Origin of the sequence: Micromonospora sp. NPDC049282, assembly GCF_043197045.1 — a bacterium.
Classification (GTDB): Bacteria; Actinomycetota; Actinomycetes; order Mycobacteriales; family Micromonosporaceae; genus Micromonospora.
Window position 1 is genome coordinate 213,068 of sequence record NZ_JBICSL010000006.1, and the last position, 16,184, is coordinate 229,251.

Annotated in this window: 20 protein-coding genes; 8 read left to right on the forward strand and 12 right to left on the reverse strand. The window is 73.8% G+C overall.

The features are described from left to right. Nucleotides 1–7: 7 nt before the first annotated feature. The 3 genes from ACGFI2_RS13640 to ACGFI2_RS13650 are packed head-to-tail and all read right to left on the reverse strand — an operon-like array spanning nt 8 to nt 2,230. Nucleotides 8–757 carry a LamB/YcsF family protein gene (locus ACGFI2_RS13640; protein WP_393515542.1) on the reverse strand — a complete coding sequence of 250 codons (750 nt, stop codon included), beginning with the start codon at nt 755–757 and terminating at the stop codon, nt 8–10. Further along, nucleotides 741–1,619: a biotin-dependent carboxyltransferase family protein gene (locus ACGFI2_RS13645; RefSeq protein ID WP_393515545.1), complete on the reverse strand. Its 879-nt coding sequence runs from the start codon at nt 1,617–1,619 to the stop codon at nt 741–743. The genes ACGFI2_RS13640 and ACGFI2_RS13645 overlap by 17 nt, the downstream gene beginning before the upstream one ends. Continuing rightward, complete coding sequence (locus tag ACGFI2_RS13650; protein ID WP_393515548.1) at nt 1,616–2,230, reverse strand: allophanate hydrolase subunit 1; 615 nt, start codon at nt 2,228–2,230, stop codon at nt 1,616–1,618. Before ACGFI2_RS13650 ends, ACGFI2_RS13645 begins: the two co-directional genes overlap by 4 nt. Nucleotides 2,231–2,305: 75 nt before the next feature. On the opposite strand from ACGFI2_RS13650, the gene ACGFI2_RS13655 reads away from it, so the two are divergent. Continuing rightward, entirely contained in the window at nt 2,306–2,983 is a 678-nt protein-coding gene (locus ACGFI2_RS13655) for a hemolysin III family protein (protein WP_393515551.1), read from the forward strand. Between the two features lie 81 nt (nt 2,984–3,064). On the opposite strand, the gene ACGFI2_RS13660 is transcribed toward ACGFI2_RS13655, so the two are convergent. Beyond that, nucleotides 3,065–3,355: a DUF6458 family protein gene (locus ACGFI2_RS13660; protein WP_393515554.1), complete on the reverse strand. Its 291-nt coding sequence runs from the start codon at nt 3,353–3,355 to the stop codon at nt 3,065–3,067. 116 nt (nt 3,356–3,471) lie between these two features. Here ACGFI2_RS13660 and ACGFI2_RS13665 point away from each other — a divergent pair, with 116 nt between their 5' ends. Beyond that, the gene (locus tag ACGFI2_RS13665; RefSeq protein ID WP_393515557.1) at nt 3,472–4,002 is read left to right on the forward strand and encodes a SixA phosphatase family protein; all 531 of its coding nucleotides are present in this window, start codon (nt 3,472–3,474) and stop codon (nt 4,000–4,002) included. A 191-nt stretch (nt 4,003–4,193) separates the two neighbouring features. Here ACGFI2_RS13665 and ACGFI2_RS13670 read toward each other — a convergent pair whose 3' ends face one another. From ACGFI2_RS13670 to ACGFI2_RS13685, 4 genes are all read right to left on the reverse strand, one after another. After that, nucleotides 4,194–4,463 (reverse strand): DUF6458 family protein, encoded by a 270-nt coding sequence (locus ACGFI2_RS13670; RefSeq protein WP_013283345.1) that lies wholly within the window; start codon nt 4,461–4,463, stop codon nt 4,194–4,196. Nucleotides 4,464–4,632: 169 nt separating this feature from the next. Next, complete coding sequence (locus ACGFI2_RS13675) at nt 4,633–6,489, reverse strand: acyl-CoA dehydrogenase (RefSeq protein WP_393515560.1); 1,857 nt, start codon at nt 6,487–6,489, stop codon at nt 4,633–4,635. Between the two features lie 116 nt (nt 6,490–6,605). After that, a complete protein-coding gene (locus tag ACGFI2_RS13680; RefSeq protein ID WP_393515563.1) occupies nt 6,606–7,733 on the reverse strand; it encodes a PP2C family protein-serine/threonine phosphatase in 1,128 nt (375 codons plus the stop codon). Nucleotides 7,734–7,801: 68 nt separating this feature from the next. Next, nucleotides 7,802–8,437 (reverse strand): septal ring lytic transglycosylase RlpA family protein, encoded by a 636-nt coding sequence (locus tag ACGFI2_RS13685; RefSeq protein ID WP_393515565.1) that lies wholly within the window; start codon nt 8,435–8,437, stop codon nt 7,802–7,804. 158 nt (nt 8,438–8,595) lie between these two features. On the opposite strand from ACGFI2_RS13685, the gene ACGFI2_RS13690 reads away from it, so the two are divergent. From ACGFI2_RS13690 to ACGFI2_RS13700, 3 genes are read left to right on the forward strand one after another with little or no spacing between them, the layout of a single operon-like run. After that, nucleotides 8,596–9,150: a phosphoribosyltransferase gene (locus ACGFI2_RS13690; RefSeq protein ID WP_393515568.1), complete on the forward strand. Its 555-nt coding sequence runs from the start codon at nt 8,596–8,598 to the stop codon at nt 9,148–9,150. A gap of 33 nt (nt 9,151–9,183) precedes the next feature. Then, nucleotides 9,184–10,203: a questin oxidase family protein gene (locus ACGFI2_RS13695; protein ID WP_393515571.1), complete on the forward strand. Its 1,020-nt coding sequence runs from the start codon at nt 9,184–9,186 to the stop codon at nt 10,201–10,203. Between the two features lie 28 nt (nt 10,204–10,231). Then, nucleotides 10,232–10,645 carry an ASCH domain-containing protein gene (locus ACGFI2_RS13700; protein ID WP_393515574.1) on the forward strand — a complete coding sequence of 138 codons (414 nt, stop codon included), beginning with the start codon at nt 10,232–10,234 and terminating at the stop codon, nt 10,643–10,645. A gap of 22 nt (nt 10,646–10,667) precedes the next feature. On the opposite strand, the gene ACGFI2_RS13705 is transcribed toward ACGFI2_RS13700, so the two are convergent. After that, on the reverse strand, nt 10,668–11,546 hold the full coding sequence (locus tag ACGFI2_RS13705; protein WP_393515577.1) for an LLM class flavin-dependent oxidoreductase: 879 nt from the start codon (nt 11,544–11,546) through the stop codon (nt 10,668–10,670). A gap of 48 nt (nt 11,547–11,594) precedes the next feature. Then, entirely contained in the window at nt 11,595–12,650 is a 1,056-nt protein-coding gene (locus ACGFI2_RS13710; protein ID WP_393515580.1) for a MerR family transcriptional regulator, read from the reverse strand. Nucleotides 12,651–12,773: 123 nt separating this feature from the next. Between ACGFI2_RS13710 and ACGFI2_RS13715 the strand changes: the two genes are divergently transcribed. Together ACGFI2_RS13715 and ACGFI2_RS13720 are read left to right on the forward strand one after the other, a co-directional pair. After that, on the forward strand, nt 12,774–13,094 hold the full coding sequence (locus ACGFI2_RS13715; protein ID WP_393515842.1) for a PadR family transcriptional regulator: 321 nt from the start codon (nt 12,774–12,776) through the stop codon (nt 13,092–13,094). A 39-nt stretch (nt 13,095–13,133) separates the two neighbouring features. Further along, nucleotides 13,134–14,207 (forward strand): hypothetical protein, encoded by a 1,074-nt coding sequence (locus tag ACGFI2_RS13720; RefSeq protein ID WP_393515583.1) that lies wholly within the window; start codon nt 13,134–13,136, stop codon nt 14,205–14,207. Here the strand turns inward: ACGFI2_RS13720 and ACGFI2_RS13725 are convergent. Beyond that, on the reverse strand, nt 14,194–14,754 hold the full coding sequence (locus ACGFI2_RS13725) for an NUDIX hydrolase (RefSeq protein ID WP_393515585.1): 561 nt from the start codon (nt 14,752–14,754) through the stop codon (nt 14,194–14,196). The genes ACGFI2_RS13720 and ACGFI2_RS13725 overlap by 14 nt on opposite strands. A gap of 32 nt (nt 14,755–14,786) precedes the next feature. Further along, nucleotides 14,787–15,680, reverse strand: coding sequence for a LysR family transcriptional regulator (locus tag ACGFI2_RS13730; protein WP_393515588.1), 894 nt, complete (start codon nt 15,678–15,680; stop codon nt 14,787–14,789). Nucleotides 15,681–15,793: 113 nt separating this feature from the next. Between ACGFI2_RS13730 and ACGFI2_RS13735 the strand changes: the two genes are divergently transcribed. Then, a complete protein-coding gene (locus tag ACGFI2_RS13735) occupies nt 15,794–16,180 on the forward strand; it encodes a VOC family protein (protein WP_393515591.1) in 387 nt (128 codons plus the stop codon). Nucleotides 16,181–16,184: the final 4 nt, after the last annotated feature.

Below are 16,184 nucleotides of genomic sequence, written 5' to 3' on the forward strand. Positions count from 1 at the left end.
CCGCCTTTCACGCGAACGGAGTGAGCGTGACCCCCGCGTCGACAAGCGCCGCACGCACCAGCTCCGCACAGCGCACCGCGCCGGGGGTGTCCCCGTGCAGGCAGATCGACTCCACCGCGCAGGGCACAACGCTGCCGTCGACCGCGACCACGGTCCGCTCGACGGCCATCCGTACCGCCCGGACGGCGACCTCGTCGGGGTCGGTGACCAGCGCGTTCGCGGCGCCCCGGGGCACCAGCGTGCCGTTGGGCAGGTAGTTGCGGTCGGCGAAGCCCTCGGCGACCACCCGCAGGCCGGCGCCGGTCGCGAGCTGGGCGAGCACCGTGCCGGGCTGGCAGAGCACCGGCAGCTCGTGGTCGTAGCCGCTGACCGCCGCCACCAGCGCGGCGGCCTGCGCCTCGTCGCACGCGGCCGCGTGGTAGAGCGCCCCGTGCGGCTTCAGGTAGCGCACCCGGGTGCGGTAGAGCCGGCAGAACGCGTCCAGCGCCCCGAGCTGGTAGATCGTCTCGTCGCGCAGCTCGGCGAAGTCGTAGTCGATGTGCCGGCGGCCGAAGCCCGCGAGGTCCCGGTAGCCGACCTGGGCGCCGACCGCGACGCCGCGCTCGGCGGCGCCGGCGCAGACCCGGTGCATGGTGGCCGCGTCACCGGCGTGGAAGCCGCAGGCCACGTTGGCGGAGCTGATCAGCCCGAGCAGCGCCTCGTCGTCGCCGAGTCGCCAGCTGCCGAATCCCTCGCCGAGGTCAGCGTTGAGGTCCATGGAACCTCACCGTAGTCCCTGGGCGGGCCTGGGCGAGCGGGGTCACGTCGTCCACCACGCCGATGACCGGGTAGCCGCCGGTGGTGGGGTGGTCGGCCAGGAAGACCAGCGGTTGGCCGTCCGGCGGCACCTGCACCGCGCCGAGCACCAGGCCCTCGCTCGGTAGTTCGCCGACCACCGCGCGGGGCAGGGCGGCGCCGGCGAGTCGCGCGCCGACCCGGTTGCTGGCCGGGGCGACCGTGTACGCGGCGCGGCGCAGCAGGTCGAACGCGTCCGGGTTGAACCAGTCCTGCCGGGGGCCGGGCCTGACGGCCAGCCACAGGTCGGTCGGCAGCGGCGGGGCGACGGCGAGGTCCACCGGCGGCGGCGGGCCGGTCGGGGCGCCCAGGGGCAGCCGGTCCCCGTCGCGCAGCGGCGGCGGCCCGAGCCCGGAGAGCGTGTCGGTGGACCGGCTGCCGAGCACCGGCTCGACCGCGATCCCCCCGCTGACGGCCAGCCAGGTCCGCACCCCGACGCGGGCCGGCCCGATCCGCAGCACCGCCCCGGCGGGCAGCGACAGTGGCCGCCCCACGTCCCCGGGCCGCCACCCGACGGCCGAGCCCACCCGCGGCGGGTGCTCGACCAGCACGTCGGCCGGGGCGCCGGTGAGCGCGACGGTGACCGCCCGGGTGAGACGCAGCACACAGCCGGTGACCGTGATCTCCAGGCCGGCGGCGTGCTCCGGGTTGCCGACGAGCCGGTTGGCCAGGCGCAGCGCGGCCGGGTCGAGCGCGCCGGAGCGGGGGACGCCGAGGTGGGCCCAGCCGGGCCGGCCCTGGTCCTGCACGGTGGTGAGCGCGCCGGCCCGCAGCACCTCGATCATGAGGACGCCACCAGCCGGACCCGGGTGCCGGGGGTGAGCCGGGCCGGCGGGTCGGCACGCACGTCGAAGAGGGGCATCTCCGTCCGTCCGACCAGCAGCCAACCGCCGGGCGAGGCGGCGGGGTAGATGCCCGCGTACGGGCCGGCCAGCGCGACCGAGCCGGCCGGCACCCGGGTACGCGGGGTGGCGAGCCGCGGTACGGCCAGCTCCGGCGGGAGCCCGGCGAGGTACGCGAACCCGGGCGCGAAGCCGCAGAACGCGACCCGGAACTCGGTACGCCGCAGCCGGTCGATCACGGCCGGCACGTCGACGCCCCAGTGGCCGGCGACGGTCGGCAGGTCCGCCCCGTCGTACACGGTGGGCACCTGGACCTCGGCGGGGCCGGCTTCGGACGCGGTGTCGCGGGGCTGCCAGCCGGCGATGCGCGCGGCGGTCGCCTCCGGGTCGGGTACGCCGTCGAGCAGCACGGTGACTGCGGCGGGGACGATGTCGACGGCGGCCAGGTCGCCGGCCGCCCGGCGGCGCCACAGCTCGGCGCGCCACGCCTCGACCTGGTCGGGGTCGTCGCAGTCGAGCAGCAGGGCGTGCGCCCCGACGGGTCGGATCCGCATCCGGCCATCCTCGCGCCGCCGGACGTGACGGTCCACACTACTTGCAAGTAACCTACGGTGTCGTAACCTGATGAGGTGACCACCTCCGCACCGCTCCGGCTTCGGCCGGTCGACATCGGAAAGCCGCGCATGCGCGGCTGGCTCCACGCGTACGCGTTCTTCGCCGCGCTCGTCTGCGGCATCGTGCTGTGCTCGGTCGCCGCCACCCGACCCGGGTGGGCGCCGCTGGTGAGCTGTGTCATCTACAGCTTCACCGTGTGCGGGCTCTTCGGCACCAGCGCGCTCTACCACCGGCGGGTCTGGTCCGAACGCGGCTACCAGATCATGCGCCGGATGGACCACTCGATGATCTTCGTGTTCATCGCCGGCACCTACACGCCGTTCTGCGCGCTGCTGCTGGACACCCGGCACGCCACGATCATGCTCGCCCTCGTCTGGGGCGGCGCGCTGGCCGGCGTAGCGGTCAAGATGATCTGGCCGCACGCGCCGCGCTGGGTCTCCGCGCCGCTCTACCTGGCGCTCGGCTGGGTGGCGGTGGCGATGCTGCCGGAGATCCTGCACGTCGGCGGCGTCACCGCGTTGGTGTTGCTAAGCGTGGGCGGCGCGATCTACAGCATGGGCGCGGTGTTCTACGCGCTCCGCCGGCCGAACCCGTGGCCCACCGTCTTCGGCCACCACGAGTTCTTCCACGCGTGCACGCTGCTCGCGGCGATCTGCCACCACATCGCGATCTACTTCGCGTTGTTCGCCTGACCCGAAGCGGACGCGACCCGGCCCCGGACGTGCGCGAGGGCCCCGCGCCGTTGCGGGGCCCTCGGGTCTCGGGGGGATGGGTCAGGCCGGGTAGCCCGAGTCCGGGCGGCGCACCTCGCGGTACTCCTCGCGCACGACCCGGTCGCCCCGCACCGGCACCACCGGCTCCGCGACGACCTGCTCGCGCACCGGCGCGGCGACCACGCGGCGGCGGCTGTTCCAGAAGTAGAGCGTGGTGAGCAGGCCGGCGAGCCCGGCGAGCATGAGCACCCAGCCCACCACGTTGAGGTTCAGCCATCCCAGGTTGGCGTCGACGGCGAACGCGAAGATCGCGCCCACCGCGATGAGGAAGATGCTGGCACCGATGCCCATGACGTCGCCTCCTTGGCGTCCTGCTGGCGTTTCCTGCCCGCCGCGGCCATGGATGAGGTAGCGGCACGCATCGACATACCCAGGCGCTCTGATCGTCAATCAGGCAAGCTGGGCGCATGACGGACGGCAGGAACGGGCAGCGGACGTTGGTGCTGCTGCGACATGCCAAGGCCGAACAACCCCGGGAGGCCCTGGACGCGGAGCGACCGCTGACCGTCCGTGGTCACGCCGACGCCGCGGCGGCGGGCGCCTGGCTGGCCCGGCACGAGCTGCTGCCCGACGTGGTGCTCTGCTCACCGGCCCGGCGCACCCGGCAGACCTGGCACGGCGTGGCGATGGGCATGACGGGCTCCCCGGCGGAGGGTGGCCCGGCCGGCTCGACCCCGGCCGTGCGGTACGAGCCGACCGCGTACGAGGCGCACCCGGACGAGCTGCTGGAGCTGGTCCGGACCGTCGACCCGGCGGCCGGCACGGTGCTGCTGATCGCGCACAACCCGGGCATCTCGCTGCTCTCGGCGCTGCTCGACCCGGAGCGGGCGGATCCGGACGGCCTGCGCACCACAGACATCGTGGTGCACCGCCCCGTCAGCGCATGGCCCGCCCTCACCCACGCCCCGCTCGCCACCCGCCACACCGCCCGCAGCTGAGGCGCAAGGAAGGGCCCCTTCTCAACGCCTCCGGTAGAGGCGGGGCCCCCTCTTAACGCCCGCCCGACGCGGACGCCGCCCGACGGGCACGCCGCCCGGCGGGCACGCCGCCCGACGGGCACGCCGCCCGACGGGCACGCCGCCCGACGCGGACGCCGCCCGACGGGAACGCCGCCCGACGGGCACGGGCGTCAGGACGGCGGGGCCGTCGGCGGCGGCGGGTCGGGCGGCGGCGGCATCATCGCGGTCGGGTGCGAGAGCCGGTTCTCCTCCACGATGAGCGTGCGGGCCCGCTTGCGGCGGTCCTGCCAGAACCACAGCGTGGTCAGCAGGACGCCCAGTCCGGCCAGGATGAAGACCCAGCCGACGGCGCGCAGGTCGATCCACCAGACGTTGGCCCGGATGGCGAAGGTCATGATCGCGCCGAGCGCGATGAGAAAGATGGCGCTGCCAATGCCCATGTGCGCTGCACTCCCCCGTGCGATGGCCCTTGGGCGTACTCCGGTCGTGGTCCGCGACGGTTACCCGCCCACTGGCCCGCCTATCCACCTCCGGGCCACCAACGACGACGGCCGGCGGGCTGTCGCCCACCGGCCGTCGGGGTGAAGGGGAGAAAGAGCCCGGAGAGGCTTAGAACGCCTCCTCCGGGAGGTCCATGATCTCCAGGTCGGCACCTTCGATGATCCGCCGGTCCGCACCGATGCGGGGCAGCACCTCGCGGGCGAAGAACCGGGCCGCGGCCACCTTGCCGGTGTAGAACGCCTTGTCGGTGGCGGAGACCTCACCGGCGAGCGCCTTCAGCGCCACGTCCGCCTGCTTCTGCAGCAGCCAACCGACCACCAGGTCGCCGATCGCCAGCAGGAACCGGCGGCTGCTCAGGCCGACCTTGTAGAGCGCGCGGGCGTCGCCGGCCTGGGCCTCGCCCAGCCAACCGGTCATCACACCGAGGATGTTCTGGATCTCGGCGAGCGCCTTGCCGAGCGCCTGTCGCTCCACCTTGAGCTGGCCGTTGCCGGCCTCGGAGGTGATGTGCTCCTGGATCTCGCCGGCGACCGCCATCAACGCCTTGCCGTTGTCCCGGACGATCTTCCGGAAGATCAGGTCCAGGCTCTGGATGGCGGTGGTGCCCTCGTAGAGGGTGTCGATCTTGGCGTCCCGGACGTACTGCTCCAGCGGGTAGTCCTGCAGGAAGCCGGAGCCGCCGTACGTCTGCAACGACTCGTGGCCGAGCAGCTCGTACGCCCGCTCCGAGCCGACGCCCTTGACCAGCGGCAGGAGCAGGTCGTTGACCCGCTTGGCCAGCCTGGTGGCCTTCTCGTCGCCGGCCGCCTCGGCGATCGAGACCTTGTCCTGCCAGCCGGCGGTGTAGCAGACCAGCGCCCGCAGGCCCTCGGCGTACGACTTCTGCATCAGCAGCGAACGGCGCACGTCCGGGTGGTGGGTGATGGTCACCCGCGGGGCGGTCTTGTCGGCCTGCTGGACCAGGTCGGCGCCCTGCACCCGGTTCTTGGCGTACTCCAGCGCGTTCAGGTAGCCGGTGGAGAGCGTGGCGATGGCCTTGGTGCCGACCATCATCCGGGCGTACTCGATGATCATGAACATCTGGCGGATGCCGTCGTGCTTGTCGCCCAGCAGCCAGCCCTTGGCCGGTACGCCGTGCTCGCCGAAGGTCACCTCGCAGGTGTTGGAGACCTTGAGGCCCATCTTGTGCTCGACGTTCGTGGCGTAGACGCCGTTGCGCTCGCCCAGCTCGCCGGTCTCGGTGTCGAAGTGGAACTTCGGCACCACGAAGAGCGACAGGCCCTTGGTGCCGGGGCCGCCGACGCCGTCCACGCCGACCGGACGGGCCAGCACGTAGTGGACGATGTTGTCGGTCAGGTCGTGCTCACCCGAGGTGATGAAGCGCTTGACGCCCTCGATGTGCCACGAGCCGTCCGGCTGCTGGATCGCCCGGGTGCGGCCGGCGCCCACGTCCGAGCCGGCGTCCGGCTCGGTCAGCACCATGGTCGAGCCCCACTGCTTCTCGATGAACAGCCGGGCCCACTTCCGCTGCTCCTCGTTGCCCTCGACGTGCAGCACATGCGCGAAGGACGGGCCGGAGGCGTACATCCAGACCGGGGCGTTGGCGCCGAGCACCAGCTCGGCCAGCGACCACCAGAGGGTGCGCGGCGCGTTCGTGCCGCCGAGGGCCTCGGGCAGGTCGAGCCGCCAGAACTCGGAGTCCATGAACGCCTGGTACGACTTCTTGAACGACGCCGGCAGCGGCGCGGTGTGCGTCGCGGGGTCGAAGACCGGCGGGTTGCGATCGCTGTCCGTGTAGCTGGCGGCCAGGTCCTCGCGGGCCAGGCGGTCGACCTCGGAGAGGAAGCTGCGGGCGGTGTCGACGTCCAGATCCGTGTACGGCTCCTGGCCGAACGTCCGGTCCGCCCCGAATACCTCGAACAGATTGAACTCGAGGTCCCGAAGGTTGCTCTTGTAGTGGGTCATGCTCGCTGGCCCCGCTTCCGGACTGGTGTTACCGATCAGTAACTCCAGACTGTATTACTCACCGGTAGGCAACGACAAGCCGATCTCGGAAGTGACAGCGATTACACAGTTCCGGTTCATCCGTCGGCGGCGCCGACCTCCCAGCTCGGAACCGGTGCCGCGGCGGCGCTACGCGGGCCGGTGTACTCCATCAGAACCAGGGCGATGTCGTCGTCGAGGCGACCGTGCACCCACTCGACCAGCGCGGTCTCCAGCGAGGCGAGCCCGTCGCCGACGGTGCCGTGACCGAGCAGGCGCCAGGCCCGGTCGGCGGTCGGGAAGAACTCCCCGTCCCGCCGGGCCTCGCCCAGCCCGTCGGTGAACAGCAGCAGCCGGTCGCCCGGCTCCAGCCGCTCCACCCGCGGCCGGACCACCGGCATGAAGCCGAGCGGCGGCGCGGGCGCCGGTGGCTCCAGGGGGATCACCTGGCCCCGGCGCAGCAGCAGCGGCGACGGGTGCCCGCAGTTGACGATGGTGAGCGTGCCGCCGCGCTCCTCGACCAGGGCGGCGGTGACGAAGTCCTCGTCGCCGACGTTGCGGGCCACCGCCCGGTCCAGGTCGGTCACCACGGCACGCAGGTCGGCCCGCTCGTACGCCACGTGCCGGTAGGAGCCGAGCACGATGCTGGCCAGCCGGACCGCGTCCAGACCCTTCCCGCGTACGTCGCCGATGATCATGCGGACGCCGTACGGGGTGTCCATCACCTCGTACAGGTCGCCGCCGATCTCGGCGGTCGCGGTGGAGGAGATGTAGCGGGCGGCCACCGCCAGCGTGCCGACCTGCGGACCGAGCGGACGCAGCACCGCCTGCTGGGCCACCGAGGCGAGCCGGGACAACTCCGCGATCCGTTCCGCCTGGCGTTGCCGCACCGCCGCCGTGGCGGCGGCGATCGCGGTGACCAGCGCGATCGCGGCCACGTTGACTGCGGTCACCAGCGAGGCGCCCCGCTCGACGACGGCGAAGGCGATGCCGGCCGCGGTGGCCAGCGCCCCCACCGCGAGCACCACCCGCCAGGAGGCCAGCGCGGCGGCCAGGACCGGCGCGGCGGCCATCAGCGCGAGGTAGTGCGCCTTCCGACCGTCGCCCGCCTCCAGAGCCGAGACGATCGCGAGCAGCGCGAGGGCCGCGCCGAGGCCGGCGCGGGATCCGGGGCTCAGCGGGCCGTGGCCCGGCTGGAAGGGTCGAGTGCGTACATCGGACAGCATGCCTGATGGATGTGAGACGGAGAATGAACCTGGCCCGTCCGTCGCGGAAGTTCTGTCTGACGGGCCGGTCAGCCCAGCACCTCGTAGCGGACGTCCACCTCGCCGAGACCGGTCGAGGCGATGGCCGCGAACGCGGCGCGGGACAGGTCCAGGCAGCGGCCGTCGATGTACGGACCACGGTCGTTGATCCGGACCACCACGGACTTGCCGTTGGCCGGGTTGGTGACCCGGACCTTCGTGTTGAACGGCAGCGTCTTGTGCGCGGCGGTCAGCGCGTCCGGGTTGAAGGTCTCGCCGTTCGCGGTCATCTGGCCCTCGTCGTAGAAGGACGCGCCGCAGGAGCCGCTGTCCACGACCTTCGCGGCGGTGGACTTCTTCTTCGTGACGGTCGGCTTCGGCGCCGCGGTCCGGGCCTTGCCACGCGACGCGGCCTGGGTGCGGCTCGGCTTCGCGCTCGGGGTGACCTTCGCCGACGGGCTGACACTCGGCGAGGCGGACGCGCTCGGCGACGGCGCGGCCGAGGTGGGGGCGAGCGTGCTGGGCAGCGCCTCGACGGCGGCCGGCCCGGCCGGCGGCTCGGCGGAGGTGAGCTGCACCGCGCCGACGGCGCCGCCGACCGCGAGCGCCACGCCGACCGCCGCGGTGGCGGCGATGCCGGCGGGCGAGGAGAACAACGTGCGGGTACGAAGGTGCCTAGCAGCCACCGGCCCGGTCCTTTCGTCAGCTGAACAAACCGGCTCGGACCGTAACGAGAGAAGCACTTCCGAAGTCAACGTGATCATGGTGGTATGCCCGCATTTACCCTGGTACGTGTAGCCGATCAAGCCATCCCCGCTGGTCCGAACGGTGGAACGTGTGCAGGATGGAACGCGTGCTGAACCGTCGCCTGGTCGAGCTGTTCCGATGGGCCGACCCCGGGCCGGCCAGCAGCCATCTGATCAGCGACCTCTCCGGCTGGTGGCGCGATCCCGACGTGCTCGCCGAGGTCGGTCCGGCGCTGGCCGGTCTCCACCCCGACGCGCGGCCGACCGTGGTGATCGCCCCCGAGGTGACCGGCCTGCTGCTCGGCCCGCTGGTCGCGGTGGCCGCCGGCGCGGGTTTCCTGCCCGCGTACAAGGCCGGCGGTGAACGGCGACGGATCGGGCCGACGCGGTGGGCCGAGACCCCGCCGGACCACCGTGGGCAGCGGCTCCGGGTCGGCGTGGACGGCCGGCGCCTCGGCCCGGGCGACCGGGTGCTGCTGGTGGACGACTGGGTCGACACCGGCGCACAACTGGACGCCCTGCACCGGCTGGTCCGGGATGCCGCCGCCGAGCCGGTCGGCACCGCCGCGCTGGTGTCGACCTGCCCGCCCGCCGCCGCCGAGCGGCTACGGCTGCGCGCCCTGCTCACCGGCGACCAACTCCCGGCCGCTTGACCTCAAGCAAGCTTGAACCCGGACGATCCCCGGATGGACGACATCCTGGACGAGGCGTACCAACGACTGCACCGCACCGGCCCCGAGTTCTCCGGCTGGCTCTCCAACCACGGGCCGATGGCGGCCGAGGCGCTGGTCCGGCACGGACAGGGCGCACGCGTGCACCGCTGGCTCGACGGCTACCTGCGCCGGCTGGACGAGCTGCCCCGGGGGCTGCGGCCGATCGACGACTGGCGGGCCGCGCTCGGTGACCCGAAACGGGCCGGCGACTGGCTCCACCACTTCGACCGCGAGCTGCGCGAACGGCCGTGGCGGGAGGTGCTCGGCGAGTGGTGGCCCCGACTGCTGCCCGGCATCGCGGCCGGCGCCACCCACGGCGTGATCCGGGTCGGGCACGCGGTGCGGGTGCTGCGTGTCGACGGGGAGACTCCGGACCGCCGCGTCGAACTGGGTCAGGCGCTCGGCTACTGGGCGGCCCGCTGGCAGCCGGTGCCCGGCGCCGGCCCGCTCACCGGCCGTTCCGACGTCGCGTCGGCGCTGGCCGGGGTGCCCCGGATCGCCGAGCGGACCGGCGGCATCCGGGAACGGCTGGGCCGGCTGACCCGCGTACCCGGATGGTCCGGGGCGGTGACCGCGCTGCGACCGCCGGCCGACCCGGACGAGGCCACCCGCACGCTCGCCGAGATGGTGCACCGGGCCGCGCTGGACTACCTACGGTTCGGGCACGGCGAGCCGGTCATGCTGGTGCACGCGGTCACCGCGCCGACCGCCGTGCTGCGTACCCTGCCGGCCCTGGATCCGGCGCTGCGAGCCCCGAGCGTCGCCGCGGCCTGGTCCGCGACGGCGGCCGTGACCTCGGTGTACGCCGCACCCACGCCGGCCGCCGCGGCGCCGGTCGGTGGGCCCGCCGACCCGGTCGAGGTGTTCGCGCGCGCGGCCCGGCACGGCGACGAACACGTGGTGAAGCTGGCCGACGCGGCGCTGGAGGCGTACGCGACGACCGGCGACCGGCGGGTGCTGGCCGCGCCCGGCCACGCCGGCCGCCTGATCTGAGCGGTGGGGTGCCGTAGCCTCGGTGCGCATGTGGCCCCGCATCGGTGGACTGCGCGCGCTCGCTCTCGGCACCCCCGGCGGGCTGCGCGCCGACCTGAACAACCTCGTGCTCGCCGGCGTGAAGACCGCCACCGCCGGGCTGATCGGCGAGTACGCCGAGGAGAACGAGGAACTGGAGCACGTCGGCGAACGGCTGGCCCTGGTCGACGACCGCGACGCGCTGGTCGGCGTCGTCGAGATCACCGGCGTCGAGGTGGTGCGCTTCGCCGACGTGCCGTGGGACTTCGCCCGCGCCGAGGGCGAGGGGGACCGGTCGATCGAGGAGTGGCGGGCCGGCCACGGCGCCTACTGGGCCCGGCAGGGCACCCCGGTCACCGACGACAGCCGGATCGTCTGCCTCCGGTTCCGGCTGCTCTCCACCGAGGGCAGCGTCGGCACCTGAGGTGCGATGCGGGTGCCCCTCCTTACACCTGGCGCAGCTCCGGCAGCAGCGCCGCCGCCTCGGTGAGCACCGTCTCGTCGCCGGCGTACCAACTGCTGGCCCGCGGCCAGTGCGTCACCACGTCGGTGAAGCCCAGCCGGCCCGCCCGGGCGACCTGCTCCGCGAACTTCTCGGCGCTGGTCAGCGAGAAGACCGGGGCCGCGTCGAGCGAGAGGTAGCGGTCCAGCGTGGCCGGATCCCGGCCGGCCTGCTCCAGCGTCCGGGTCATCCGGTCGGACAGCTCCGCCACGGTGCCCCACCAGCTCTCCAGGTCGTCGCCGCCGAGGCCGGTGGTGACCCAGCCCTGCCCGAACCGGGTGACCAGCCGCATCGAGCGGGGTCCGTTCGCGGCCATCACGAACGGCACCCGGGGCTGCTGGACGCAGCCGGGATTGTTGCGGGCGTCCACCGCGGCGAACCACTTCCCACGCCAGGTCGTGCCGTCCTCGCGCAGGATCAGGTCGAGCAGCTCGGTGAACTCGGCGAACCGGTCGACCCGCTGCCGGGGCGGCAGCGTCTCCCCGCCGAGCACCGCCGAGTCGAAGCCGATGCCACCCGCGCCGAGCCCGAGCAACACCCGGCCGGTGGAGACGTCGTCAAGCGCGGTCACCTGCCGGGCGAACGCCGCCGGGTGGCGGAAGTTCGGCGAGGCGACAAGCGTGCCGAGCCGGACCCGGGAGGTCACCGTCGCCGCCGCGGTCAACGTCGTCCAGGAGTCGAACCAGGGCCCGTCGACCAGGTCACGCCAGCCCAGGTGGTCGTAGGTCCACGCGTGGTCGAAGCCCCACTCGTCCGCCTGAGTCCACCGCCGGCGCGCCTCCGACCAGCGCTGGTCCGGCAGGATCACGATGCCAATTCGCATGATCGCCAGGGTACGACCCGGGCCGGACACCCCGGCCCGGGTCCGGCGTCACGCCGTCACGTCGGCCACCACGCAGGCGACGTTGTCCGGCGCGCCCGCCGCGTACGCCACGTCGACCAGCCGCCCGACGGCCGTCTCCGGGTCGTCCGCCCCGGCCAGCGCGGCGTGCAGCGCGCCGGGGTCGACCACCGCCGAGAGGCCGTCCGAGCAGAGCAGGTAGCGGTCGCCGGGCAGCGCCGTACGCAGCGCCAGGTCCGCCTCCACCTCGCCACCCGCGCCCAGCGCCCGGGCCAGCAGCGCCCGCTGCGGGTGCGCGCCGGCCTCGGCCAACGTGAGCCGCCCCTGGTCGACCAGGGTCTGCACGTACGTGTGGTCCTGGGTGAGGCGGGACAACTCGCCGCCGCGCAGCAGGTACGCCCGGGTGTCCCCGACGTGCACCAGGGCGAGCCGGGTGCCCCGCCCGACGATCGCGGTGAGCGTGCTCGCCGGCCGGTCGTCGCCGGTGGCCTGCGCGCGTACCGCCCGGTCGGCGTGGGCCACCGCGTCGGCCAGCGCGGCGAGCAGGTCGGCGGCCGGCGCGTCGACCCGCTCCAGCGGCCGCAACGCGTCCACCGCGGCGGCGCTGGCGGCGGCGCCACCCGGACCGCGTACGCCGTCGGCGACCGCGAGCAGCGTGTCGCTCGCGTACGCGGTGTCCTCGTTGGAGTCCCGGACGTCGCCGGTCTCGCAGCGCGCCGCGTACCGGAAGGTGGTGTTCCCGGACATGGTGGTGCCCCTCTCGGTGAGCTGGTCGACGAGGAGCGCGACGGTGCGACCGCGGGCGGCGGTGTCCGCGCTTTCCCGCCGCCACCAGGCGTCGAGCGCCTCGGCGGCGGCGTCCGGCGGCAGCCCGCAGACGGTCCGGATCTCCGCCAACGGCATGCCGGCCCGGCGCAGCGCGGCGATCAGCCGCGCCCGGTCGAGCTGCTCCGGCGCGTAGTAGCGGTAGCCGGAGTGCGGGTCCACGGCGGTCGGCGGCAGGAGCCCGCAGTCGTCGTAGACCCGCAGCGCCTTGGCGGTCAGGCGGGCCGCACGGGCGAACGCCCCGATGGTCAGCAGCCGCACGGTGCCCTCCTCCTCGCGCCGGCCCCGGTGGCCGGCAGGGAGCACGCTCGGCCTTGCCGCAGGGGCCGGGTCAAGCCATTGACGATACATCGACGACTTATATATGTTGCCTGCATGAACCAGATGCGGGAGCCGACGTTCCTGATCCTCACCTCGCTCGCCGGCGGGCCGAGGCACGGCTACGGGATCACCCAGGAGGTCGCCGCGCTCTCCGCCGAGCGGGTGAGCCTGCTGCCGGGCACGCTCTACACCGCACTGGACCGACTCACCGCCCAGGGTCTCGTCGAACCGGACCGTGAAGAGGTGGTGGACGGCCGGCTGCGTCGCTACTACCGCCTCACCCCGGCCGGCCTCGACGGCCTCAAGGCCGAGACCGCCCGACTTCGGCAGCTCGCCACCGTCGCCGAGACCCGGCTGCGGGCCCTGCGCCCGCGCACCGCCTGAACCGCGTCCCGCCCCCAGCCGCAGACCGTAGGGGAGACCATGCCGCTCGACCACCGTTACCGACGGTTGCTCCTCGCCTATCCCCGCGCCTACCGGCGGGAACGCGGCTCGGAGATCCTCGGACTGTTGCTGGACTCGGCACCACCGGGCCGAACCCGGCCCACCGTCCGCGAGGCCGCCGACCTGATCCGCGGCGGGCTCCGCTGCCGGCTCGGCCGCCCGGCCAGCAGAACGGTCGGTGTCTGGGCAGCACTCACCGCGCTGATCTGCGGACTGTTCACCGCCTCGCTCGCCGCGCGGCTCGCCTGGGAGACGTCCCGGCCGCAGCCCGACCGGGCCGAGTTCACCGCCGTCTTCACCGAGGCGTTCCCCGGCCACCGCCTCGGCGACGACGTGTCGACCGCACCCGCGCTCTTCGTCTACTACAACCACCCGCTGCGGCTCAGCCAGTGGCGCGGAATCCTGCTCGGTGACGGTGGCGAATACCAGGAGGGCTCCGCCTCCGGGTTGACCTCCGGCCCGATGCCGGTGGACCAGGACCGCGCGCTGGCCACGGCCGTGCAACGGCTGGAGGCCGACGGCTGGCAGGTGTACGGGCCGACCTCGACCGTGCTCCAGACCTGCGCCGCCGCCCGTTGCGAGCGGACGGACGAGCCGGTCGAGACCACGCTGGTCGCCCGGCGTGGCGACACCGTCGTGCGGGCCACCTTCGAAGACCCCGACACCTACGGGTCGTACCTCGAGGTGGAGTTGCAGCGGGCGACGCCGCCGGCCGTGCTTCCCGCCGCCGTCCTCGCCGGGGTGGTCGTCGGCGCCCTGGCCTGGCTGGTCTTCGGCTGGGTGAGCCGGCGCACCCAAGGGCGGCGCGGCGTGCCGCTGCTGCTCGGGGGCGTTCTCGTCCTCTGGTGGGCGCCCGCCCTGCTCGCCGCCCCCTCCCTGGCCGGGCATCACCTGGACGAGCCACATCCCAGTTGGCACCCGCTGTGGGAATGGCTCGGCCAGCCGACGCTCTCGCTGTTCCTCCTGGTCGGCCTGGCCTGCTCGGCGACGCTGTTGGCGATCGCGCTCGCGCCCCGCCGCGAACCGCGTCCGCTGACGGTCAAGCCGGGGTGAGCTTGGCCAGCATCCGGCCGAGATGCGGCTCGACGGTGCCGGCCGGCGCCCCGGTCACCTCGGCCGGCGTCCACCACCGGACGCCCCGGAACTCGACCGGGTCGGGGGTGAACCGCTGCTCGCGGTCGGCGGTCAGCAGATACCACAGGCTGACGTCGGTGTGCCGCTGCTCGGGCGGGCCGACCGTCTCGGTGACGGTGAGGAAGGCCGGCCGCTCCCCGTACGGCGGCGCGAAGACCGCCGGCACGCCCAGTTCCTCCCGCAGCTCGCGGCGGACGGTGAGCACCGGATGCTCGCCCGGCTCGACGTGGCCACCGCTGGGCAGCCACATGCCGGCGTTGCGGTGGTCGACCAGCAGCACCGCGCCGTCGGACGGGTCGCGGATCAGGAAGTAGGCGACCAGGTGCGGCGAGGGCGTGCGTGGCTTGACCCGGCGGAAGATGTCCTCCGTGCCGGCCAGCCAGGCCAGCGCCTCCTGCCGGTGTCGCGCCTCCTGCTCGTCGCCCGGGGTCAACGCCTCGACCAGGGCCCGGATCTCGTCCCGCATCCGCTCGATGCTGCCAGCCGGGTACGACGCCGTCAGGCCGCCGGGGACGGGTTGGCGTCGACCGCCGCGCGGACGAACTCGCGTACCCGGGTGGTGGTGTTGCCGGGCAGCCACACCGGACCGCGACGGATCGGCGGCGCGTCGTGGATCGGCACGTAGGCCAGGTCGGGCCGGGCGTGGTAGTGCCGGGTCTGCTCGCCCACCGGCAGCACCCCGCGCCCGAGCGCGACCAGCGCGAGCATCTCGGAGAAGCTGCCGCCGGCCGGCCCCTTCGGCACCGGCCGGCCCGCCGGTGTCCGCTCCGGCGTGCGGTCCTGCTTGAACGCAGTCGACGTGACCGCCGGGTACTGGATCACCGGATGGTCGCCGAGCACCTCCAGCGACACCGACTCCTCACCGGCCAGCGGGTGGCCCGCGGCCACCGCGAGCAGCCGGCGTTCGTGCAGCAGCGCCGGGCCGTTCGCCATCCCGTCGAACGGGTACGAAGCGATCAGCACGTCGATCGTGCCGTCGACCAGGCTCGACCGGGTGGTGGCCAGCGGCGCCTCGTGGACGTGCACCTCGCAGTCCGGGTGGCGCTCGGTGAACCGGGCCACGGCCCGCAGCAGCGCCGGCGCGGTCGACTCCCCGACGTACGCGACCCGCAGCTCACCGGTGCGGCCGCGCCCGGCGTCCACGGCCCGCCGGACCGCGTCCTCGATGCCGGCCACCAGCGGACGCATCTCCCCGGCCAGGCGCTCGCCGATCGGGGTGAGCCGGACCACCCTGCTGGTCCGCTCGAACAGCGGCGCGCCGATCCGCCGCTCCAGCCGGCGCACCACGTGGCTGATCCGCCCGGTGGTCACCCGCAGCCGCTCGGCGGTGCGCCCGAAGTGCAGCTCCTCGGCCAGGGTCAGGAACGCCTCGATCTCGTACCGCTCCAGCACCCGGCGCTCCCGTCGTTGACTCCCGGTCAACGATGGTAAAGCGATCGCGGCTTGGTCCGGCCGCCGCCTACGACCAGGGTTGACGGTGTTCCCAACCTGGTCAGGAGGACCTGATGACGATGCGTGTGACCGGTTTCGACCACCTGGTGCTGACGGTGGGCGACGTCGAGCGCTCCCTCGACTTCTACTGCGGCACGCTCGGCCTGGCCCCGGTGCGGGTCGACCGCTGGCGCGCCGGCGAGGTGCCGTTCCCGTCGGTACGCGTCGACGCCGGCACCATCATCGACCTGGTGCGCGGTGAACCGGACGGGTCGAACGTGGACCACTTCTGCCTGGTGGTGGCGCCGGTCGACTGGCCATCGGTGGTCGGTTCGGGGCGGTTCACGGTGCTGACCGGCCCGGTGCCGCGCTTCGGCGCCCGAGGCACCGGCACCTCGATCTACGTACGCGACCCGGACGGCAACACGGTCGAGCTGCGCACCTACGATTCGTTAGCCTGACGCG